The sequence below is a fragment of the Sphingobium trunci genome, assembly GCF_022664535.1.
Lineage (GTDB): Bacteria > Pseudomonadota > Alphaproteobacteria > Sphingomonadales > Sphingomonadaceae > Sphingobium.
Map to the genome: position 1 here is coordinate 18,273 of NZ_JAKUJY010000025.1, position 18,747 is coordinate 37,019.

The following is an 18,747-nucleotide window of genomic DNA, read 5'->3' on the forward strand; positions in this document are numbered from 1 at the left end:
CCGGACCCGAAAATGTGAGGAGTTCACATCATGACCAATCTCATCCTGGCGACCGACAGCTACAAGCAGAGCCACTTTCTGCAATATCCGCCGGAAGCACGCATCATCAGCGCCTATGCCGAGGCGCGACCAAACAAATGCGCCGAGGACATCCTGTTCTTCGGATTGCAGGCCTATCTGATCGACTATCTGGCCAAGCCGATCGTGTCGGCGGACATCGAGGAAGGCGAAGCGATCTGCGCTGCCCATGGCGTACCATTCAACCGTGCCGGATGGGATGCGATCCTGAACCGTCATGGCGGCTATCTGCCGCTGGAGATCAAGGCATTGCCGGAAGGCATGATCGTGCCGGTCGGTGTTCCGGTGATGCAGGTCGAAAATACCGACCCAACCATGCCCTGGCTCACCACTTTCATCGAGACGGCGTTGCTGCGCGCGCTCTGGTACCCGACGACGGTCGCCACCATCAGCCGGCAGGTGAAGCTGGTGATCCGGGAGGCGCTGCAACGGACATCCGACGACTGGCAAGGACAGTTGCCCTTCAAGCTGCATGATTTCGGCGCGCGCGGCGTGTCCTCCGGGGAGAGCGCGGCATTGGGTGGCATGGCGCATCTGGTGAATTTCGCAGGTACCGACACCATGGAGGGCCTGCTCGCCGCCCGCCGCTATTATGGGGCCACCATGCCCGGCTTCTCCATACCCGCAGCAGAGCACAGCACGATGACGAGCTGGGGCCGGGACCGCGAGGAAGCCGCCTACGCCAATATGCTCGACCGGTTCGAGGGAGACGGCACTTTGGTGGCGGTCGTATCCGACAGCTATGACCTCGACAATGCGCTTGCCCATATCTGGGGCGGCAGCCTCAAGGAGAAAGTCCTGCGCCATCGCGGCACGCTGGTCATCCGGCCCGACAGCGGCGATCCGGTGGAGACGCCGGTTCGCACCCTGAAGACGCTGTGGGATGCCTTTGGCGGCACCGTCAACGGCAAGGGCTTTCGCCTGCTCGATCCCCATGTCCGGGTGATCCAGGGCGATGGCATGACGCTGGACAGCATCGCGCGGCTGACCGCCCGCCTGATCGAGGAGGGCTTTGCCATCGACAATATCGCGTTCGGCATGGGCGGCGGCCTGCTGCAGCATGCCAATCGCGACACTCTGGGTTTCGCCATGAAGGCCAACGCCATGCAGGACGATCAGGGCGTCTGGTACGATATTGCCAAGCGTCCCGCGACCGACATGGCCAAGGCCAGCAAGGCCGGTCGTCAGGCAACGGTCGTGCGCGACGGCAAGCTCGTCGCTGCACGACAGGACGCGATTGATCCGGCGGAGAACCTGCTGGTCCCGGTATGGCGCAATGGCGCGTTGCTGGTGCGCCATGACTTCGAACAGATCCGCGAAAGAGCAGCCGCATGAACGGCGGCGTTCAAGGGCAGGCGCTGGTGGTGACGCCACCGGCGCCGCTGCCGATCGGCAATGATCGGCCGAGCATATTCCTGGCCGGAAGCATCGACCAGGGAGACGCCCCGGACTGGCAGGTCAAAATCATTGCCATGCTGGCTGACCTTCCCGTGACGATATTCAACCCGCGCCGCAAGCTCTGGGACGAACGCTGGCGTGCCGAGGCAGACGATCCAGAATTCCGGCATCAGGTCGAATGGGAACTGAGTGGTCTCGATCGGGCGGATATCATTGCGCTCTATCTCGCGCCTGGATCCCTGGCACCGATCAGCCTGTTGGAAATGGGCCTATATGCCAGCAGTGGAAGGTTGATCTTATGCTGTCCGGACGGATTTTGGCGCAAGGGCAATATCGACATTGTCGCTGAACGCTATGCAATCCATTGCACGCCAAACATTGACGCGCTGGGCTATGAACTCCGAAAAAAATTCTTGCTCGATAGTTCGTCGTGATGGCGTCAATTGCGCCTCGTGGCTACGGTTACACGGTAGAACCGTGACGCCTAATCAATGGTCACCATAGTCCAGCGCCACATGTGTAGCCGCCGCCGCAGCGGCCGCTCGGTTTCCATGCCCATTTCACGAACATTCTGTGCCAGATGCTTGTTCACCGTGCGCGCATTGACATTGGGAATTTCGACATTGTCCACTTTCGCCATGGTATCATCGGGCCCACCATCACGTCTTTGAGCAGACCGGGCGCCATACTGGCCCCTGGGCCTATCGCCGTCCTTCCAGATAGTCGTTCAGCACTTCGTGGAAGAAGCGGACGCGGGTTTCCTGCGCCGTCAGATAAGCGTCGTCATAACCGCGCGAATACATGCCACGCTGTTGCCCCTCGGCCAGCATCATGTCCTGATAGACGATCTGCCCCTCGATTTCCGGTACGCCCCGTCCATTGTCGAATGCGCGATGTTGGAACTCCGCCTCGCGTAACGGCTGGCGCCCGGCCATGATCGATTCCACCTCTGTCTGCCCGGCAACCGGGAAGGCCATGCACCACAGGTCGAAGGTGCATTTGTTCGGGTCCTCGGGATGCGGCTCGGTGCGGAAGAAGATCAGATTGTCCGGCAGGAAGGATATGGTGACATTGGGGAAGATGACCGTATGCGGGCTGTCGGTGATCTCCTCATCGTCCATATGCGCATAATGAACATAACCGCGCTCCTGCCACAGCCGGCGCTTGGCGGCCTTGAGATCGAGCCAGCCCTGCATCGCCTTCGTTTCATAATCGGGATAGGCGTCGGGATCGATGTCCCACTGGCGCAGGATGAAATCGAAGGGATGCGGCACGCCCTCCGGCAGCCGGTCTGATAGCGACGGGCGCATAGGCTGGACGGTGCGGCCGTGACCGCCCGGATACATTTCATGCCGGGCGGTATCGACATCCTGATCGATCCATGGCGGCACCTGCGGATGGGCGGTGCGGGTGTGATAGCTTTCGGAGAAATTGTCGGTCGCGAACTTCCAGTTGGTGTTGAGGTCGATCTTCATCCAGAAGACCCGCACCGCCGTGTCCATCGGATAATTTTTATAGAGGTCGGGCATCGGCGCCAGATAGTCGAGCAGTTCCGGCGCCTTGTCGTCCATCGTGTACCAGACAAAGCCGCCCCAGATCGCGCAGCGCAACTCCTTGAGCTTCAGCTTGCCGCAAGGATTGCCCTGCGGGAAATCATGCTCGTCCTGCGCCTGTTGCAGCACACCGTCCTTGCCCCAGATCCATCCATGATAGGGGCATTGGAAGCTGCTCACTGAACTGCTGTCCCATACCAGCCTTTGGCCGCGGTGGCGGCAGGCATTGTAGAAGGCCTTGATCGAGCCGTCCTCCTGCTTCACGCAGAAGACGCTTTCACGCATGAAGTCGTGGACGATATAGTCGCCCGGCTCCTCCAGCTCCGCCGTGCGGCCCGCCACATGCCAGATGCGGGTCCACATATGGTCCCACTCCCTCTGCGCAAAGTCGCGCGAGGTATAACGGTCCCCGGTGATGGGATCACCCCGCAATATGGATGGATCGCGCCCGTCGATCGTCAGGGTGTGGATATTCATCTGTCCCATCGCGCTCTCCTTTCGCGTGGCGGTCATGGCGCCGTGAGGCCGTCGTCAACGAGGAGCCCGGTGCCGAGCAGCATTGTCCCGGTGTCCGCATTCGCCCTCTTCCCGTCCTCCTTCGCGCACGAATGAAGAAGCGCCCGGACCCGGCACAGGACATCAAACTCCGGTCATGCCCGCCGTGGTGGCACCATCAATGGCATATTCCGCCCCGTTCACGAACGCCGCCTCGTCCGACGCAAGCCAGGATACCAGCCCGGCAATCTCCTCCACCCGGCCCATGCGGCCCATCGGCGACATGCCCTCATAGGCGGCGCGGGCGGCGGCGGTGTCCGGACAACTGGCGATGATGTTGGTGATCAGTTCGGTTTCGACCACGCCCGGCAGGATCGCGTTGCAGCGGATATCGAGCCGTCGCAGCCCGCAATGAATGGCGACCGACTTCACCAGTGCGATCACCGCCGCCTTGCTGACGCTGTAGGTGACATAGTTGCTGAGCGCGCGGTTGGCGTTCATTGAGCTGTTGACGATGATCGACCCGCCTGATCCGCCGGGATTGTCCTTCATCAGCGCGATTGCCGACTTGACCGTCAGCATCACCCCCGTCTGGTTGATGGCAAGGATGTCGTTCCACGCTTCCAGCGAGACCGTCTCTATATCGCCATCGCCCCTTTCGGTGCCGGCATTGGCGAAGGCGATGTCGAGCCGGCCGAAATCGTGCCGGATCATCTGTTCGGCGATTGCCCAATCGCCCGGGTCCTGCACCGCCGCGCGCACGAAGGTCGCGCCAGTGTCCCGCGCGAGGCTTGCAGCCTTGTCGGCGTTGGAGCCGGTGAAGACGACCCTGGCCCCGTCAGCGACGAGGCGCCTGACCGTCGCCCGCCCGATGCCCGCAGTGCCGCCGGTTACGAGCGCGACCTTGCCGCTCAGATTCGCCATGCCCTTCCTCTCTTCCTTCAGGCGGGCAGCAGCCCGGTGGCCCGTGCGATCGAGGCCGTGTCGAAATAATATGGCGTAATGCCGCTGAACCTGTCACCGCGGATATGGAAAACTTCGGTCAGCGGCATTTCCAGCCGCTCGCCGCTATGCCGGGACGTGGCCGTGACCTTCACCAGCACGATCGCATGATCCTCACCCACGCAGATATCGCCGGTTTCCAGCGACGCATCCTCCCAATAGGCAAAGACCTTCATGTAGAGCTTCTGAAGCGCATCCTTGCCGCCATAGGTGCCAGCATAGGGCAGGCTGTCGGCTTCCCTAATCGCGAAATCGTCGGTCAGCATGGCTTCCACCGCGTCCCACTGGCCGGTGCCGGTCAGCTGATAGATGCGCTCCACCATCGCCTTGATTGCGGCATAACGCTCCATGTCCATGGCGGTCCTCTCGTTTTTTGAGGTCCAATCCATGCAACCTTCGCCCGCCACCGTCACCCTGCAAAAAAGAGCAGGTGCTTGTACGCGCCCGCGCGAGGAGAAAGGATGGGACGGCAGTATGAGAGGATGCGATATGGCAGGCAGGCTGGAAGGCAGGATCGCACTGGTCAGCGGGGGGCTGCGCGGCATCGGCCGGGCAATCTGTGAATGTCTGAGCGCGGATGGGGCGATCGTCCATGTGACCGACCTCGACCCATCCGGCTCGCCTGACGCGCGGGCGGTGCCTGAACAGATGCCCGGCGCCCGTTATCTGCCGCTGGACGCCACCAGCGAGAGGGAATGGCAGCAAGCGCGGATGCAGGTGGAGCGGGATTTCGGCCGTCTGGACATATTGGTGAACAATGTCGGCGCCGACCTGACCGGCAGGGTTCAGGATCTGAAGCTGGAGGATTGGCGGCGGCTGATCACCCTCAACCTCGACACCGTGTTTCTGGGTACCAAGACCTTCCAGCCGCTGCTGGCGAAGGGCGGCGCAGCGACACCCTATGGCGCGAGCATCGTCAACATCAGCTCGATCATGGGGCTGGTCGGCATGGGTGAAGTCGCGGCCTATAATGCGTCCAAGGGCGGCGTGCGGCTGTTTTCCAAATCGAACGCGCTGGAATTTGCCGATGCGGGCATCCCGATCCGCGTCAACAGCGTCCATCCCGGATTTGTCGAGACGCCGCTGCTGCGCAAGGGGTTCGAGCGCTGGGCGGAGCGGGACGGCACCGTTACCGCCGATGAACTGATCGCCAAGATGGCGGAAACGACGCCGGTCAAGCGGCTGGCGCAACCTGTCGAGATCGGGAAGGTGGTCGCCTTCCTTGCCAGCGACGATGCCAGCTACATGACCGGCAGCGAAGTGGTGGTGGACGGCGGGTGGACCGCGCGTTGAAAGCAGGAGAGACAGGATGATGACAGGCAGGACCGACCTTGACGGCGCAGTCGCGCTGGTGACGGGCGCCACCGGTGGCATCGGCCGCGCGACCGTGGCCGCGCTGGCGGAAGCCGGCGCCAAGGTGATCGCCACCGATATCGGTACCCAGGCGGATGTGCCGGGAGCGGCGCTCTATGCCCCGCTCGACGTGACCGACGAAGCAGCATGGACGGGCATGATCGAGCAAATCGAGGCAGAGTTCGGCCGGCTCGACATACTCGTCAACAATGCGGGCATTTCCGTCACCAACAGCATCGCCGCCACCAGCCTGGCCGAATTCCGCAAATGCATGGCGATCAATGTCGAGGGCGTGTTCCTGGGCACCCGGGCCGCTCAGGCGATGCTGGCGCGCAGCGGCGCGGACCGGGCGGGCGGTTCCTCGATCGTCAATCTCTCGTCGGTGGGCGGCCTGCGGGGCGCAGCCTGGATGTCGACCTATTGCGCGAGCAAGGGCGCGGTCAAGCTGTTCAGCAAGTCCGCCGCGCTGGAATTTGCGCTGCTCAAGCAGCCGATCCGTGTCAACAGCGTCCATCCCGGTGGCGTCGACACGGGGATGATGGACACCATCTATGCCCGCTATGTGGCCGAAGGCGTGTTCCCTAACGAGGAAACGGCGCGCGCGACGGTGTCGGCCGGCCATGCGCTGGGGCGGATGGGTCAGCCGGACGAGATCGCATCGGGCATCGCCTATCTCGCTAGCCCGGCAGCAAGCTTCATGACGGGATCCGAACTGGTGATCGACGGCGGCATGACCGCCCGTTGAGAGAGCCGGGGAGCCGACACGCCCCCGGAAAGAAGGCCTGGGTCCCGGCCGGAACCCAGGCCTTCCCTCCACCGGCTCGGTTATGGAGAGATCGATACCGGTGGTGTCCTGACGGCGTTCAGGCGCCAAACTTCTGTGTTTCGCTGACCATGTGCACCGACACGTCGTTACTGTACTTGCCCTCGAAATCCGCCAGTAGCTGAAGGATGGCCGGCTGTGCGAGATGAACGGTCAGCGCGTCCATGTCGCGCCATGCCTCCATGGCCATGAGGGTGCCTTTCCGCTCATCCTCCATCCCCATATGATAGAAGATGCAGCCATCCTCCGCGCGGGAGGGTTCGCACAGGGCCTGGAGGCGGGCATGGAGATGCGGCAGGGTTTCAAGGTCGGTATGAATAAGACCGGTCACGACGATCATGGGCCGTATATCCTGTTGATGGGGATGAAAAGGGCGATCAGGTCTGGTGGATGATCCCGAAGATGCGCTCCTGGAATTGCCACTCGCCGTCGCGCTTCACGAGCCTGTCGGTGTAGCAGGCGCGCGCCCGCTTATCTCTGCCATTTTCCGGATCGCTATAGACTTCGGAAAAATAGGTTCTCGCTTCGGCCGTATCGCCGTCGACACGGATCATGCCCGGCATGGCGATGAAGGAGAGTTCGGGATAGGAAGGCATTGCGCTCGACCAAAGGTCCATCACCTTGTCGCGACCGGACACGATGCCCAACTCCGGATAGTGAGACAGATCCCAGTGGCCGTCTTCGGCCCAGAGGCTTGCCATCAGGTCGCGGTCATGCCGGTTGACCGCGTCGGCATAGCTCTCCATCAGCTCGCGAATGGCGATGCGATCTTCCAGCGGTCCTGAATAATTGCGGCTCAAGCGCCCTCTCCTTTTCTTTGGCAGGCAGGCTAAGCGGCTTCGCGCTTCTTCAATACTCCTGAAAATCGCAGGTCAGCGATATTGGTCGCGCAGCAGGCGTCGCAGCACCTTGCCCGATGGATTGTGCGGGAGCGCGTCGCAGAAGGCGATCGACTTGGGCGCCTTGTAGGCGGCGATCCGCGCCCGTGCCCAGGCGATGATCGCGGCGGGATCGGGCTCGCGGCCCTCGACCGGTACGATAATCGCTTTCACCGCCTCGCCCCATTTGACATCGGGCACGCCGATCACCGCGACATCATGGACGTCGGGATGACCGAACAGCGCATTTTCAACCTCGGCCGGATAGACATTCTCGCCGCCGGTGATGATCATGTCCTTGATCCGGTCGGCCAGATAGACATAGCCGTCGGCATCCATCCGTCCCGCATCGCCGGTTCGCAGCCAGCCATCGGCATCGATGGTTTCGGCGGTCGCCTCCGGCCGGTTATAATAGCCTGTCATATTGGCGGCGGCGCGGATCGCGATCTCGCCCACCTCCCCACGCGGCAGTTCTGCGCCTTCTGGGCCAAGGATACGAATCTCCACGCCCGGAAGGGGCAGGCCGACGCTGGCCATGCGGACGTTGCCGTCCACATCATGATCCGCCGGCGGCAGGCCGGTGATGGTGCCCGCTGTTTCGGTCATCCCGTACATTTGCGCAAAGCCGCAGCCGAACAGGCCGATCGCCTGCCGCAACAGGTCGAGCGGAATGGCGGAACCGCCATAGCAGATGGTTTCCAGGAAGCTGAAATCCGTCTCCGCCGCCTTGGGATCGTCGCACATGATCCGCAGCGCGGTCGGCACGATCATGAGCTTGGTAATGCGATAGCGGACGAGCAGGTCGAGCACCTGATGCGGGTCGAAATCCCGCACCACGACGGCCTTGGCGCCATGCTGGAGCGCCCATAGGCCCCAGCCCGATCCGCTGATATGGAAGATCGGCATGGCGACAAGCGCCACATCCTCCCCACTCCAGCGATACCAGCCGGGCAGCGCGTCGGGCGGGAGCGCGTCCCGCAGCGCGAGCAGGCTGCGGTTGGTCAGCATCGCGCCCTTGGGATTGCCGGTCGTGCCAGAAGTGTAAAGTTGCAGCACCACATCCTCATAACCGCCGTCGGCCTGCGGATCGCCGTCGGCCTGCCGGTCGCGCCACCGCGCGAATGGCTCCCCCTCCCCTGTTTCGGTCAGCAGCACGGGGCAGCCGGGGGCGGGATCGAGCCGCGCCAGAAATTCCGGATCAGCCACCAGCAGCGCCGGACTGCAATCATCGAGGATATAGGCCACCTCCGGCGGGGCGAGCCGCCAGTTGATCGGCACCATCACCATGGCTGCGCGAATTGCGCCCATCCAAAATTCGAAATAAATGTCCCTGTTCTTGCCGAGATAGGCGACCCGCGCACCAGGCTGAAGACCCATGGCCACCAAGCCGTTGGCGATGCGGCTGGCGCGCCGGTTCAGCTCTCCATAGCTGGTTTCCCGCTCCTCGAAGACCAGCGCAACCTCGCCGCTCCGTCGGGCACCATGGTCCCGCACATATCCGCCGATCGTCTTCATGCGCAGCAATGCCTCCTCTTCCCTTCCTTAAGGCTTCACGCCAATGTCGACCCCTCTCAATTCCCATGGTTTGGCCCCATACTGGCGAAACCATCAGTGCCCTGGAGCGACAGGAGGATTATGTTGCCGGGCGACAAGCGGTTTTACGATCGGGAGAGTGCAATGGATCTGGGGCTGAAGGGCAGGAAAGCGATCCTGATCGGTGCCAATGCCAGCGTCGGGCGGCATACGGCGGAGGTTCTGGCGCAGGAGGGCTGTCATGTCGCCCTTTGCGGCCGCACGCAGGAAAAGGTCGACCGCGTGGTCGAGACGGTCAGGGGCTTCGAGGTTCAGGCCTTCGGCAAGGCGGTGGACGCCAGCGACGCGGTCGCCTTGCCTGCCTTCATCCAGGAGGCAGCGGCCGCCCTGGGGGGTTGCGACATCTTCATTTCCTTCGTCTCCACCAATCTGGGTGTCGACAGCGACGAGGGATGGCAGGCCGTGATGAACGCCGACATTCTGCCCCTTTCGCGCGGTATCCGCACAGCGCTCCCCTTCCTGCAAAAATCCGATGCGGGGTCGATCGTTACCCTGTCCTCGACGGGCGCGGTGGAAGACTTCATGGGGCCGCAGCCCTATAATGCGCTCAAGGCGGCGGTCATCAATTACAGCAATGCGCTGGCGCAGAAACATGCGGCGGAGGGCATTCGCGTCAATTGCCTGATCCCCGGGCCCATCTATACCGATGATGGCCCATGGGCCGCGATCAAGGCCAATATGGCGGAATTTTACGACGGCATTCTCTCGCAAATTCCCATGGGCCGCATGTGCACCGGCGAAGAGATTGGCCGCGCCGTCGCCTTCGTCGCCTCGCCCGCCTGCCGCTTCATGACCGGGGCCAGCCTGGTCATCGACGGCGGCTTTACCAGGCGGGTGCAGTTCTGACCGGAGAGCAAGGATGAGCGAGGAAAGACCGACGCGGATCAACTGCGTCCTGATAGCGGGCGGGCTGTATCACGATTTCGATTTCGCCCGGCTGGAGCTGTTGAAGCTGCTGGGCGAAGACCCGCGCGTGCGCACCCGCGTGTTCGAGGATTACAGCCAGGTGGACGCGATCCGCGAGGCGGATTTCCTGATCACCTATACCTGCGACGTCATCCCGCCGCTGGAGGTGCAGGAGGCGCTGCGGGACTGGGTGAAGGATGGTGGGCGCTGGTATGCGCTGCACGGCACCAACTCGGTGCTGCGCCTGTTTGACAACGGCCTTTACGGCAGCCCGCGCTGGGCGCCGCTGATGATGGAGACGCTGGGGACGCAGTTCATAGCCCATCCGCCGATCGCGCCTTACAAGGTGACGGTCGCCGATGCCGGGCACCCGCTGACGAAGGGGGTGGAGCCGTTCGAGACGACGGACGAGCTCTATCTGATGGAGCGGCATGGCGACCTGCATGTCCTGCTGGAAACCGAATTCGAGGGCGACGCCACCGGCTTTGACGAGCATGAATGGGCGCATGACCGGCATCCGGTGCTCTATATCAAGCCGCAGGGCGAGGGTGCCATACTCTACAATACGCTGGGCCATTGCCGGGGGCATTATGACATGCAACCCACGCTGGACTGGTGGCCGCAGGTTGACCGCTGCGCCTGGGATTTGCCGGTCTTTTACGATCTGCTGCGGCGCGGCATCGAATGGGCGAAGGACGGCAAGAAGCGCAGCTGAAATCCTCTCCTGCGCGGATGGGCACCTCAAGCCAGCGACGTCACCGGTAGATGTTCCGCGCCGGGCGCTTCATCCGGCACCGCGACTTCGATCCAGCCTTCTCCATCCTCGCGCAGGTCGAAGCGCATCAACGGCTTATAGTCGGCCCCGCCCATGCATTCGCCATTTTCCAGCTTGAACCGCGCGCCATGCAGTGGGCACATGATCGCCCCACGCCGCACCCGTCCATCGGGCGCGAAGCTCGCCGCCTGATGCGAGCAGCGGTTGATGAGGGCGTACAGCTTGCCCTCTTCCCGCACGATCAGAACCGGCCAGCCATTGACGACAAAGGCCTGCAAGGATCGGTCGGCAATCTCCTCCGCCCTGGCCACCCGGTAGAAATTCTGCGACATTCCTGTTTCGATCCTGATTGAAGATATCCGGTCAAGCATCCCTCGGGCCCAGGGCACTTTCGCATTCCTCGACGGTGAACGACAAGATGGCAGCGCGGTCAAACAGCCGTTCCTCGTCCTGCGCTATTTCCTGTGCTACCGCCGGTTCGGCCAGAGCGGCAAGGCAGCGGTCATGCGCGGCGCGATCGGCAAAGCCGATTTCCATCACCACATCGAAATCGGGGGTGGGCGCACCGGCATCGATCGGCGCGACATAGCGGCGCACATAGCGCAGCGCATGGCCGGAGAGCACGCGCTCCCCGATCCGCCGGTGATGAAGTTCATAATGGTCGCGAAACGCCTCGACCGTTAGGCCGGGCCTGCGTTTCAGCAAAGTGACGCGCGTGAACATGGCGGTCAGGCGGCCGCCGTCAGCTGCACATAGTGGCGCAAATCCCAGTCCGCGTCACCCAGCAGTGCCGCCAGCAGCATCGTCCGCTTGAACGCCTGTCCGACCATCAGTTCCTCGGTCGTGCCGATACCGCCATGCAGCTGCACCGCCTCTTCCGCGATCTTCATGGCGCAGCCGCTGATATAGGCCTTGGCACCGACGACCGCGGCATGCGCCTCCGCCGTGCCCGGATTCTGGGCCGCGGCGCGATAAAGTTGCGAGCGGCTGAGTTCGACCATCGCATAGCCGTCCGCCAGACGATGCTGCACCGCCTGAAACCGGCCGATCGGCTGGCCGAACTGCTGGCGTGTCTTCACATAGTCGACCGTGGCGTCGAACATATGGCCCATCAGCCCGATCAGTTCGGCAACGATCGCAAGCCGCGCCTGATCCAGCACCCCTTCCAGGGCAGCCTGCCCTTGCGGCAGCAGGATCGCGGGCACATCCCTGAACAGGATGTCGCTTGCGACCGATCCGTCGACCAGCCGGTAATCGGTCCGCGTCATGCCATCGGCCGACGCATCGACCAGATAGACGCCGGGCGTCCCATTCTCTTCGCGGGCGGTCACCAGCAATATGTCCGCATAGCCGCCGCCCATGACGCAGCTTTTGGCGCCATCAATCCGAATCTGCCCGTCACGGCGCAGCACCCGTGTCTGCGGCTTCGTCGCCAGAAAACGCGCGCCTGGCTCCAGATGCGCCAGCGCGGGAAGGCTTTCCCCCGCAATGATGCGCGGGAGCAACTGCGCCTTTGTGGCATCCGATGCGCCCCGGTCGACGAGCGAGGCAGCGGTCAGGATGACCGGCAGCACCGGCTCTGTGGCGACGCCCCTTCCCAGCGCCTCAGCCACGGTGATGAGTTCGACCGCGCCGCCGCCCAACCCGCCATGCTCTTCCGAAAAGGGCAGGGCCAGCAGGCCGGTTTCGGCCAATATCCGCCACCCCTGCCGCGAAAAGCCCCATGGTTCGGCAATATAGGAAAGGCGGCGGATCGGATCATAATGATCCGCGACGAACCTTTCGACCAGATCGCGCAGCAAGCGCTGATCTTCGTTGAGATCGAAGTTCACGCTGATGTCCCCTACTCTCCATAATCCGTTTTTTCGCCGCAAGCCGGCGTCCGGTCATGTTAAAGCATGATGACGGCGGTCCAGCCGACTGCCCTTTCCACTAGTTCGCCCACCAAAACCGGGCACGCGGGAGGGTTCCGGCACCTATCAATAATCATAGGATTTGAACGCTTGTCTAAGCATCTTGGCGGGCGTAGCTTCCCTCCATGGAGAGATCAGACGACTCATTCGTCGCCTGCATGGATCATGTCGACCAAGAGAGCATAAGCCCGGTCGATTTGCGGTCCCGCAGGCAGGGCGCCATCTTCATCGCGTCGATCGACGATGTTCGACCCGCGGCTGAAGCCATACGCGATCTTGCCAGGGAACTGAGCAATTTCCGTGTCGCAGCCTGCGCCAACATCGCCTCCAAGATGCCGATGACCGACGCCGACGGCAACGCGCTGGCGTCCTCCATCTTCGGCTGGCCGGGATCGAAGGACCAGTGGTGGAAAAAGCCGCTGCTCGCGCTCAGTTCCCCCCTCACCTTCGCCTGTCGTTATGAAAGCGAACCCTTCTGGGCCAATGCGGAGGGCATCCACACCCGCGCGCCCAATCCCCTGCTCGACCAGATCGACCTGTCGCATTTCCATGATGAGGTGAATGCCGACGCTGTGATCGTCATTCCCGTCCATCTGCCCTTCGGCCAGATCGGCGTGGTCAGCTTCTCTCCGATGGATCCGGGACGCAGCGACCTGTCGGGCGAGTTCGACCTCTATGCCGATATATTGGAGTATCAGAGCCGCCGTTTCATCAACGGCTATTCCCGCGTCACCAGTCAGCGCCCCTGGATTCCGCGAAACTGCCGCCTGTCAAAGCGAGAAGTCGAATGTCTGCGCTGGGCGGCGCTGGGCAAGACCGACGTCGAGATCGCGATGATCCTTGGCCGCAGCTGCGCCACGGTGCGCTTCCACATTCACAATGCCGCAATCAAGCTGGAGGCGGTCAACCGCAGCCAGACGGTCTTCAAGGCGACCCAACTGGGCTATCTGGGCAGCGTCGCGGCGGTTCGTTCATCCCCCCAGCACCATCACGCGTAAAGGCATTTTCCGGTGCCCCTTGATGCCTCCGCCCGGTCACGGGCGGGGGTTTCTGTTTTGTGCCTATCTCCACGATCGCCTCTCACTATTTCCAACCTATTCTTTTCTACAGCAGCCATCGAGCTGCACTCTTTCCATAGTCGGCCAAGGAAGGAGAGGCCGTTCATGGGTGAGGTCATCGACATTGCGGAAGGACTGTTCGTCGCAGAACCTCAGCCAGCGCTGCTGGGCGGACGGCACAAGGCGACGGGGCGCATCGTCTTCCCCTGCCCGACCGGTACCGGCGACTATGAACCGATCCGTCTGCCGCACCGGGGCACGCTCTGGTCCTGGACGGTTCAGCGCTTCCGCCCCAAGACCCCGCCCTATGCGGGACCGGAGGATTTCGTCCCCTTCGCGCTGGGCTATGTCGAGCTGCCCGGTGCGGTAATCGTGGAGACGCCCCTCACCGCTGTCGCTTTCGAAGATCTGAAGATCGGCATGGAAATGGAAACCGTCCTCATCCTATTCAACGAAGATGCCGAGGGGCGTAAGATCCGCACCTTCGCCTTCGCCCCCGTCGGGAAGGATTGAGCCATGGCGGACGTCTTCATCGTCGGCATCGGCATCCACCCCTTCGGCCGCACCGACGCCCTCTCCGGGTTGCAACAGGGCGCCTATGCGGTCGGCAAGGCGCTGAGGGATGCCGGGCTCGAATGGGCCGACATGCAGTTCGGCTTCGGCGGTTCGGAGAGCAGCGGCAATGCCGACACCATCGTCAATGAAATGGGCCTGACGGGCATCCCTATCATCAATGTCCGCAATGGCTGCGCCACTGGCGGATCGTCATTGATCGGCACATGGCAGGGCATCGCGTCGGGGCAATATGATCTTGGCGTCGCGTTCGGATTCGACAAGCATCCGCGGGGCGCGTTCAACGCCATGCCGTCCGAATACAGCCTGCCCGACTGGTATGGCGAAGTGGGCATGATGGTGACGACCCAGTTTTTCGCCATGAAGCTGCAACGCTACATGGCGCAATATGGCATCAGCCATGAAGCGCTGGGCCGGGTCGCGCAGAAGGCGTTCGACAATGCCGTCCATGCGCCACATGCTTGGCGGCGCTCGCCGGTCGATCTGGACACGATCCTCACCAGCACAATGATCTCCGATCCGCTCACCAAATATATGTTCTGTTCGCCTGCCGAGGGCGGCGTCGCGCTGATCCTCGCCAGCGAGAAGAAGGCGCGTGAACTGGGCCGGGCGGATATCCGGATCAAGGCGGCGGTGACGCGCTCCCGGCCGGCCGGTTCCTTCGAGGTCTTCTCCCCCAGCCTTTCGATCGAGCGTGGCGGCGCGCCGACGCTGCTCGCGTCCGCGGCGGCCTTCGACATGGCGGGTATCGGGCCGCAGGATATCGACGTCGCCCAGCTTCAGGACACAGAGTCGGGCGCAGAGATCATGCACATGGCCGAAAACGGCTTCTGCAAGGATGGCGAGCAGGAAGAATGGCTGGCCGAGGGCTGGAGCCGGATCGGCGGGCGGCTGCCGGTCAACACCGACGGCGGTTGTCTTGCCTGCGGGGAGCCGATCGGCGCCTCCGGGCTGCGGCAGGTCTATGAAAATGTCTTGCAGCTTCGCGGCGCGGGCGGCGGACGTCAGGTGCCCGGCAATCCCCGCACGGCCTATACCCATGTCTATGGAGCGCCGGGCATTTCGGGCGTCACCATTTTGGAACGATAAGAGAGATGGACCTGCATTTCACCCCAGAGGATGAGGACTTCCGCCAGAGCGTGCGGGCTTTTCTCGACACGCATCTCCCCGGGCATCTGCGCGAGGGCATGGCGGCGACCCCCGGCGTCTTCGTCGAACCCGATATCGGCCGGGAATGGCAGCGCATCCTGCATGAAAAGGGGTGGCTTGCCTATAATTGGCCTGTGACAAGCGGCGGCACCGGCTGGACTCCGGTGCAGCGCTATATTTTCGAGAAGGAATGTGCGCTCGCCGATGCACCCAGCCTGCCGGTGCTGAGCCTCAAGCTGCTCGGCCCGGTCATCTGCCGCTTCGGTACCGCGGAACAGAAGGCGCGCCTATTGCCCCGCATTCTCGACGGCAGTGATTATTGGTGTCAGGGCTTTTCCGAACCGGGCTCAGGCTCCGACCTTGCCAGCCTCAGAACGCGGGCGGAGCGGCGCGGCGACCATTATGTCATCAACGGCCGCAAGCTGTGGACGACCCATGCGCATCACGCGAACAAGATCTTCTGCCTGGTCCGCACCGATGCCGAAGCGAAGGCGCAGCGCGGCATCAGCTTCCTGCTGGTCGACATGAACCAGCCCGGCGTCGAGGTGCGGCCGATCAAGGGGCTTGCCGGGGATCATGAGGTCAATGAAGTCTTTCTGGACGAGGTCGTGACCCCCGCCGAAAATCTGGTGGGTGAGGAAGGCATGGGCTGGACCATCGCCAAATTCCTGCTCGAAAATGAGCGCGGCGGCGCGTGCCACGCACCCAAGCTGCTGTCGGACATCCAGAAACTGCGCCGCAATGCTGCGTTGGAGCCGGATGGCCAAGGCGGCACCATGGCGGATGACAGCGCCTTCATGGCCGCCCTTGCCCGCATCGAGCTGACCGCGCAGGCGCTGGAGATGACCGAGCTGCGGGTACTGGCCGAAATCGCCAAGGGGCTGCCACCCGGCCCGCAGACCTCGCTGTCGAAGATGATCGCCTCTACCCTGCGGCAGCAGGTCGACGGCATGGCGGTGCGGCTCTACGGCTATGCCGGGCTTGCGCTGGAGCCGCGACGCCCGCTTTATGGCGAGGCGGCGCCGGCGCCGATCCACAGCAAGGCGGCGCAGCTGGCCGCGCCCCGCTATCTCAACAGTCTCGCCTGGACCATTTTCGGTGGCACGAACGAAATCCAGCGTACCATCATCGCCAAAACCGTATTGGGTCTATGATCCACAATATGAGCCCAGAATATAGGAAAGTACGGAGAGAGATATGCAACTCAGCCGCGAAGCCCTGATCCGGGCTTATCGCCAGATGAAGACCATCCGTATGTTCGAGGAACGCCTGCACGACGAGATCGCGCTGGGCGAGATTGCCGGCTTCACCCATCTTTATGCGGGACAGGAGGCCTGTGCCGTGGGCGTGTGCGAGCATCTGGGCCCGAAGGATTACATCATCTCGACCCATCGCGGTCATGGCCATTGCATCGCCAAGGGCTGCGACGTGATCGACATGATGAAGGAGATTTACGGATCGCGAGACGGCCTGTGCAAGGGCAAGGGCGGTTCCATGCACATCGCCGACGTGGGCGTTGGCATGCTGGGCGCCAACGGCATCGTCGGCGCGGGCGCCCCTATCGCGGTGGGCGCAGGGATCACGGCCAAGAGCAACGGCACCGTCTCCATCGCCTTTTCGGGCGACGGCGCGTGCAATCAGGGTACCACCTTCGAGGCGATGAACATGGCGGTGGTGCTGAAGCTGCCGGTCATCTTCGTGTTCGAGAACAATCATTATTCCGAACATACCGGCGAAGCCTATGCCGTGGGTGCGGAGAGCATGACCGCCCGCTCCGCCGCGTTCGGCATGAAGGCGATCAAGGCGAACGGGATCGACTTTTTTTCGGTCCATGAAGCAATGCGAGAACTGATCGAATGGTGCAAGGGAGGCAACGGCCCGGCCTCCATCGAACTGGACTGCGAGCGCTTCTATGGCCATTTCGAGGGCGATCCGCAGCGTTATCGCGGCCCCGGCGAACTGGACCGGATCCGCGAGGAGAGGGATTGCCTCAAGACCTTCCGCGCCAGGGTGACGGAGGCGAAGCTGCTCGATGGGACGGAACTGGACAGGGTCGATGCAGAGGTCACCGACCTCATCGAGCGCGCGGTGGCAGAGGCGAGGAGCGCGGCCCGGCCGACCGCCGCCCAAGTCGTCGAAGACGTCTACATCAACTACTGACGCCAGGGGGATCGACTATCATGGCCATGAAAATGATCCGCGACGTCATTCGCGACACGATCGACGCCGAAATGGCGCGCGACGACAGCGTCATCATGCTGGGGGAGGATATTGTCGGCGGCAACGGATCGGCCGGAGGACCCGAAGCGATCGGCGGCATCTGGGGCACGTCCGGGGGCCTCTGGGCCAAATATGGCGCGGATCGCGTCATCGACACGCCGATTTCGGAAAGCGCCATCATCGGCGCGGCGGCGGGCGCCGCGCTGACCGGCAAGCGCGCCATTGCCGAAATCATGTTCGCCGACTTCATCGGCGTCTGCATGGACCAGATCTGGAACCAGGTCGCCAAGTTCCGCTATATGTTCGGCGGCAAGTCGCGCTGCCCCATCACCATCCGCATGCCCTATGGCGCGGGCTTCAACGCCGCGCCCCAGCATAGCCAGGTGATCCACCAGCTGGTCACCGCGATGCCTGGCCTGAAGGTGGTCATGCCGACCACGCCGGCCGATACCAAGGGGCTGCTGGCGCAGGCGATCCGTGACGACGATCCGGTGATCTTCCTGGAGCACAAGGCGCTTTACGGGGTGAAGGGCGAGGTGCCGGACGAGGATTATGTCATCCCCTTCGGCCATGCCCGGCAAGTGACTCAGGGCGACGACATCACCATTCTCGCCACCGGGATGATGGTGGGCCTTGCCGAAAATGCGGCCGCCGATCTGGCGCAGGACGGTATCGGCTGCGACCTGCTCGACCTGCGCACGACCAGCCCGCTCGACGAGGAAGCGATCCTCGACAGCGTGGAGCGCACCGGGCGGCTGCTGATCGTCGACGAAGCGCCGCCCCGCTGCTCGCTCGCGACCGATCTGTCCGCGCTGGTCGCGCAGAAGGCGTTTGCCTCGCTCAAAAGCCCGATCGAGATGGTGACGGCGCCGCACAGCCCGGTGCCCTTCGCGCGAGAACTTGAATCCGCCTATCTGCCCTCCCCCGACAAGATCGTGGCGGCGGCGGTGAAGCTCATGTCCTATCGGCGGGGATAAATC

The 18,747-nt window shown here is 63.0% G+C and carries 22 protein-coding genes; 12 read left to right on the forward strand and 10 right to left on the reverse strand.

Going from position 1 to position 18,747, the window contains the following annotated elements; translation table 11 throughout:
- Positions 1-30 precede the first annotated feature (30 nt).
- Together MJ601_RS17875 and MJ601_RS17880 are read left to right on the forward strand one after the other, a co-directional pair.
- A complete protein-coding gene (locus MJ601_RS17875) occupies positions 31-1,413 on the forward strand; it encodes a nicotinate phosphoribosyltransferase (protein WP_242128919.1) in 1,383 nt (460 codons plus the stop codon).
- Positions 1,410-1,910 carry a nucleoside 2-deoxyribosyltransferase domain-containing protein gene (locus tag MJ601_RS17880; protein WP_242128921.1) on the forward strand — a complete coding sequence of 167 codons (501 nt, stop codon included), beginning with the start codon at positions 1,410-1,412 and terminating at the stop codon, positions 1,908-1,910. Before MJ601_RS17875 ends, MJ601_RS17880 begins: the two co-directional genes overlap by 4 nt.
- Before the next feature lie 50 nt (positions 1,911-1,960).
- Here MJ601_RS17880 and MJ601_RS17885 read toward each other — a convergent pair whose 3' ends face one another.
- From MJ601_RS17885 to MJ601_RS17900, 4 genes are all read right to left on the reverse strand, one after another.
- Positions 1,961-2,116 (reverse strand): hypothetical protein, encoded by a 156-nt coding sequence (locus MJ601_RS17885; protein ID WP_242128923.1) that lies wholly within the window; start codon positions 2,114-2,116, stop codon positions 1,961-1,963.
- 61 nt (positions 2,117-2,177) lie between these two features.
- Positions 2,178-3,515, reverse strand: coding sequence for an aromatic ring-hydroxylating oxygenase subunit alpha (locus MJ601_RS17890; protein ID WP_242128925.1), 1,338 nt, complete (start codon positions 3,513-3,515; stop codon positions 2,178-2,180).
- Positions 3,516-3,668: 153 nt separating this feature from the next.
- On the reverse strand, positions 3,669-4,448 hold the full coding sequence (locus MJ601_RS17895; RefSeq protein ID WP_242128927.1) for an SDR family NAD(P)-dependent oxidoreductase: 780 nt from the start codon (positions 4,446-4,448) through the stop codon (positions 3,669-3,671).
- A 17-nt stretch (positions 4,449-4,465) separates the two neighbouring features.
- A complete protein-coding gene (locus tag MJ601_RS17900; protein ID WP_242128929.1) occupies positions 4,466-4,882 on the reverse strand; it encodes a nuclear transport factor 2 family protein in 417 nt (138 codons plus the stop codon).
- Positions 4,883-5,015: 133 nt separating this feature from the next.
- On the opposite strand from MJ601_RS17900, the gene MJ601_RS17905 reads away from it, so the two are divergent.
- Positions 5,016-5,819 carry an SDR family NAD(P)-dependent oxidoreductase gene (locus MJ601_RS17905; RefSeq protein WP_242128931.1) on the forward strand — a complete coding sequence of 268 codons (804 nt, stop codon included), beginning with the start codon at positions 5,016-5,018 and terminating at the stop codon, positions 5,817-5,819.
- Between the two features lie 16 nt (positions 5,820-5,835).
- Positions 5,836-6,624 (forward strand): SDR family NAD(P)-dependent oxidoreductase, encoded by a 789-nt coding sequence (locus MJ601_RS17910; RefSeq protein WP_348635601.1) that lies wholly within the window; start codon positions 5,836-5,838, stop codon positions 6,622-6,624.
- Positions 6,625-6,742: 118 nt separating this feature from the next.
- On the opposite strand, the gene MJ601_RS17915 is transcribed toward MJ601_RS17910, so the two are convergent.
- The 3 genes from MJ601_RS17915 to MJ601_RS17925 all read right to left on the reverse strand — a co-directional run bounded on the left by MJ601_RS17915 (position 6,743) and on the right by MJ601_RS17925 (position 9,095).
- On the reverse strand, positions 6,743-7,042 hold the full coding sequence (locus MJ601_RS17915; protein ID WP_242128934.1) for a putative quinol monooxygenase: 300 nt from the start codon (positions 7,040-7,042) through the stop codon (positions 6,743-6,745).
- A 37-nt stretch (positions 7,043-7,079) separates the two neighbouring features.
- Positions 7,080-7,502: a nuclear transport factor 2 family protein gene (locus MJ601_RS17920; protein WP_242128935.1), complete on the reverse strand. Its 423-nt coding sequence runs from the start codon at positions 7,500-7,502 to the stop codon at positions 7,080-7,082.
- Between the two features lie 72 nt (positions 7,503-7,574).
- On the reverse strand, positions 7,575-9,095 hold the full coding sequence (locus MJ601_RS17925) for a long-chain-fatty-acid--CoA ligase (RefSeq protein ID WP_242128937.1): 1,521 nt from the start codon (positions 9,093-9,095) through the stop codon (positions 7,575-7,577).
- A 162-nt stretch (positions 9,096-9,257) separates the two neighbouring features.
- Here MJ601_RS17925 and MJ601_RS17930 point away from each other — a divergent pair, with 162 nt between their 5' ends.
- Both MJ601_RS17930 and MJ601_RS17935 read left to right on the forward strand, forming a co-directional pair.
- Positions 9,258-10,019 carry an SDR family NAD(P)-dependent oxidoreductase gene (locus MJ601_RS17930; protein ID WP_242128939.1) on the forward strand — a complete coding sequence of 254 codons (762 nt, stop codon included), beginning with the start codon at positions 9,258-9,260 and terminating at the stop codon, positions 10,017-10,019.
- A 13-nt stretch (positions 10,020-10,032) separates the two neighbouring features.
- The gene (locus MJ601_RS17935; RefSeq protein ID WP_242128942.1) at positions 10,033-10,794 is read left to right on the forward strand and encodes a ThuA domain-containing protein; all 762 of its coding nucleotides are present in this window, start codon (positions 10,033-10,035) and stop codon (positions 10,792-10,794) included.
- 26 nt (positions 10,795-10,820) lie between these two features.
- Here MJ601_RS17935 and MJ601_RS17940 read toward each other — a convergent pair whose 3' ends face one another.
- From MJ601_RS17940 to MJ601_RS17950, 3 genes are read right to left on the reverse strand one after another with little or no spacing between them, the layout of a single operon-like run.
- Positions 10,821-11,186, reverse strand: a complete 366-nt coding sequence (locus MJ601_RS17940; protein ID WP_242128943.1) for a Rieske (2Fe-2S) protein — start codon at positions 11,184-11,186, stop codon at positions 10,821-10,823.
- Between the two features lie 31 nt (positions 11,187-11,217).
- Complete coding sequence (locus MJ601_RS17945; RefSeq protein WP_242128945.1) at positions 11,218-11,577, reverse strand: EthD domain-containing protein; 360 nt, start codon at positions 11,575-11,577, stop codon at positions 11,218-11,220.
- 5 nt (positions 11,578-11,582) lie between these two features.
- Positions 11,583-12,686: an acyl-CoA dehydrogenase family protein gene (locus MJ601_RS17950; RefSeq protein ID WP_242128947.1), complete on the reverse strand. Its 1,104-nt coding sequence runs from the start codon at positions 12,684-12,686 to the stop codon at positions 11,583-11,585.
- A gap of 206 nt (positions 12,687-12,892) precedes the next feature.
- Between MJ601_RS17950 and MJ601_RS17955 the strand changes: the two genes are divergently transcribed.
- From MJ601_RS17955 to MJ601_RS17980, 6 genes are all read left to right on the forward strand, one after another.
- Positions 12,893-13,765 (forward strand): helix-turn-helix transcriptional regulator, encoded by an 873-nt coding sequence (locus MJ601_RS17955; RefSeq protein ID WP_242128949.1) that lies wholly within the window; start codon positions 12,893-12,895, stop codon positions 13,763-13,765.
- Between the two features lie 165 nt (positions 13,766-13,930).
- Positions 13,931-14,338 carry a Zn-ribbon domain-containing OB-fold protein gene (locus tag MJ601_RS17960; RefSeq protein ID WP_242128951.1) on the forward strand — a complete coding sequence of 136 codons (408 nt, stop codon included), beginning with the start codon at positions 13,931-13,933 and terminating at the stop codon, positions 14,336-14,338.
- Between the two features lie 3 nt (positions 14,339-14,341).
- Positions 14,342-15,487, forward strand: coding sequence for a thiolase family protein (locus MJ601_RS17965; protein ID WP_242128952.1), 1,146 nt, complete (start codon positions 14,342-14,344; stop codon positions 15,485-15,487).
- Between the two features lie 5 nt (positions 15,488-15,492).
- A complete protein-coding gene (locus MJ601_RS17970; protein ID WP_242128955.1) occupies positions 15,493-16,701 on the forward strand; it encodes an acyl-CoA dehydrogenase family protein in 1,209 nt (402 codons plus the stop codon).
- 43 nt (positions 16,702-16,744) lie between these two features.
- Positions 16,745-17,707: a thiamine pyrophosphate-dependent dehydrogenase E1 component subunit alpha gene (locus MJ601_RS17975; RefSeq protein ID WP_242128956.1), complete on the forward strand. Its 963-nt coding sequence runs from the start codon at positions 16,745-16,747 to the stop codon at positions 17,705-17,707.
- Positions 17,708-17,727: 20 nt separating this feature from the next.
- Complete coding sequence (locus MJ601_RS17980) at positions 17,728-18,744, forward strand: alpha-ketoacid dehydrogenase subunit beta (RefSeq protein WP_242128958.1); 1,017 nt, start codon at positions 17,728-17,730, stop codon at positions 18,742-18,744.
- Positions 18,745-18,747: the final 3 nt, after the last annotated feature.

What these genes read in the sequence shown, in the direction of transcription:
- MJ601_RS17955 (WP_242128949.1), top strand. Translation starts at nt 12,893, where the DNA reads ATGGAGAGATCAGACGACTCATTCGTCGCCTGCATGGATCATGTCGAC.
- MJ601_RS17970 (WP_242128955.1), top strand. Translation starts at nt 15,493, where the DNA reads ATGGACCTGCATTTCACCCCAGAGGATGAGGACTTCCGCCAGAGCGTG.
- MJ601_RS17895 (WP_242128927.1), bottom strand. Translation starts at nt 4,448, where the DNA reads ATGGCGAATCTGAGCGGCAAGGTCGCGCTCGTAACCGGCGGCACTGCG.
- MJ601_RS17905 (WP_242128931.1), top strand. Translation starts at nt 5,016, where the DNA reads ATGGCAGGCAGGCTGGAAGGCAGGATCGCACTGGTCAGCGGGGGGCTG.
- MJ601_RS17975 (WP_242128956.1), top strand. Translation starts at nt 16,745, where the DNA reads ATGCAACTCAGCCGCGAAGCCCTGATCCGGGCTTATCGCCAGATGAAG.
- MJ601_RS17965 (WP_242128952.1), top strand. Translation starts at nt 14,342, where the DNA reads ATGGCGGACGTCTTCATCGTCGGCATCGGCATCCACCCCTTCGGCCGC.
- MJ601_RS17935 (WP_242128942.1), top strand. Translation starts at nt 10,033, where the DNA reads ATGAGCGAGGAAAGACCGACGCGGATCAACTGCGTCCTGATAGCGGGC.
- MJ601_RS17930 (WP_242128939.1), top strand. Translation starts at nt 9,258, where the DNA reads ATGGATCTGGGGCTGAAGGGCAGGAAAGCGATCCTGATCGGTGCCAAT.
- MJ601_RS17925 (WP_242128937.1), bottom strand. Translation starts at nt 9,095, where the DNA reads ATGAAGACGATCGGCGGATATGTGCGGGACCATGGTGCCCGACGGAGC.
- MJ601_RS17960 (WP_242128951.1), top strand. Translation starts at nt 13,931, where the DNA reads ATGGGTGAGGTCATCGACATTGCGGAAGGACTGTTCGTCGCAGAACCT.
- MJ601_RS17915 (WP_242128934.1), bottom strand. Translation starts at nt 7,042, where the DNA reads ATGATCGTCGTGACCGGTCTTATTCATACCGACCTTGAAACCCTGCCG.
- MJ601_RS17940 (WP_242128943.1), bottom strand. Translation starts at nt 11,186, where the DNA reads ATGTCGCAGAATTTCTACCGGGTGGCCAGGGCGGAGGAGATTGCCGAC.
- MJ601_RS17980 (WP_242128958.1), top strand. Translation starts at nt 17,728, where the DNA reads ATGGCCATGAAAATGATCCGCGACGTCATTCGCGACACGATCGACGCC.
- MJ601_RS17900 (WP_242128929.1), bottom strand. Translation starts at nt 4,882, where the DNA reads ATGGACATGGAGCGTTATGCCGCAATCAAGGCGATGGTGGAGCGCATC.
- MJ601_RS17890 (WP_242128925.1), bottom strand. Translation starts at nt 3,515, where the DNA reads ATGGGACAGATGAATATCCACACCCTGACGATCGACGGGCGCGATCCA.
- MJ601_RS17910 (WP_348635601.1), top strand. Translation starts at nt 5,836, where the DNA reads ATGATGACAGGCAGGACCGACCTTGACGGCGCAGTCGCGCTGGTGACG.
- MJ601_RS17875 (WP_242128919.1), top strand. Translation starts at nt 31, where the DNA reads ATGACCAATCTCATCCTGGCGACCGACAGCTACAAGCAGAGCCACTTT.
- MJ601_RS17880 (WP_242128921.1), top strand. Translation starts at nt 1,410, where the DNA reads ATGAACGGCGGCGTTCAAGGGCAGGCGCTGGTGGTGACGCCACCGGCG.
- MJ601_RS17885 (WP_242128923.1), bottom strand. Translation starts at nt 2,116, where the DNA reads ATGGCGAAAGTGGACAATGTCGAAATTCCCAATGTCAATGCGCGCACG.
- MJ601_RS17945 (WP_242128945.1), bottom strand. Translation starts at nt 11,577, where the DNA reads ATGTTCACGCGCGTCACTTTGCTGAAACGCAGGCCCGGCCTAACGGTC.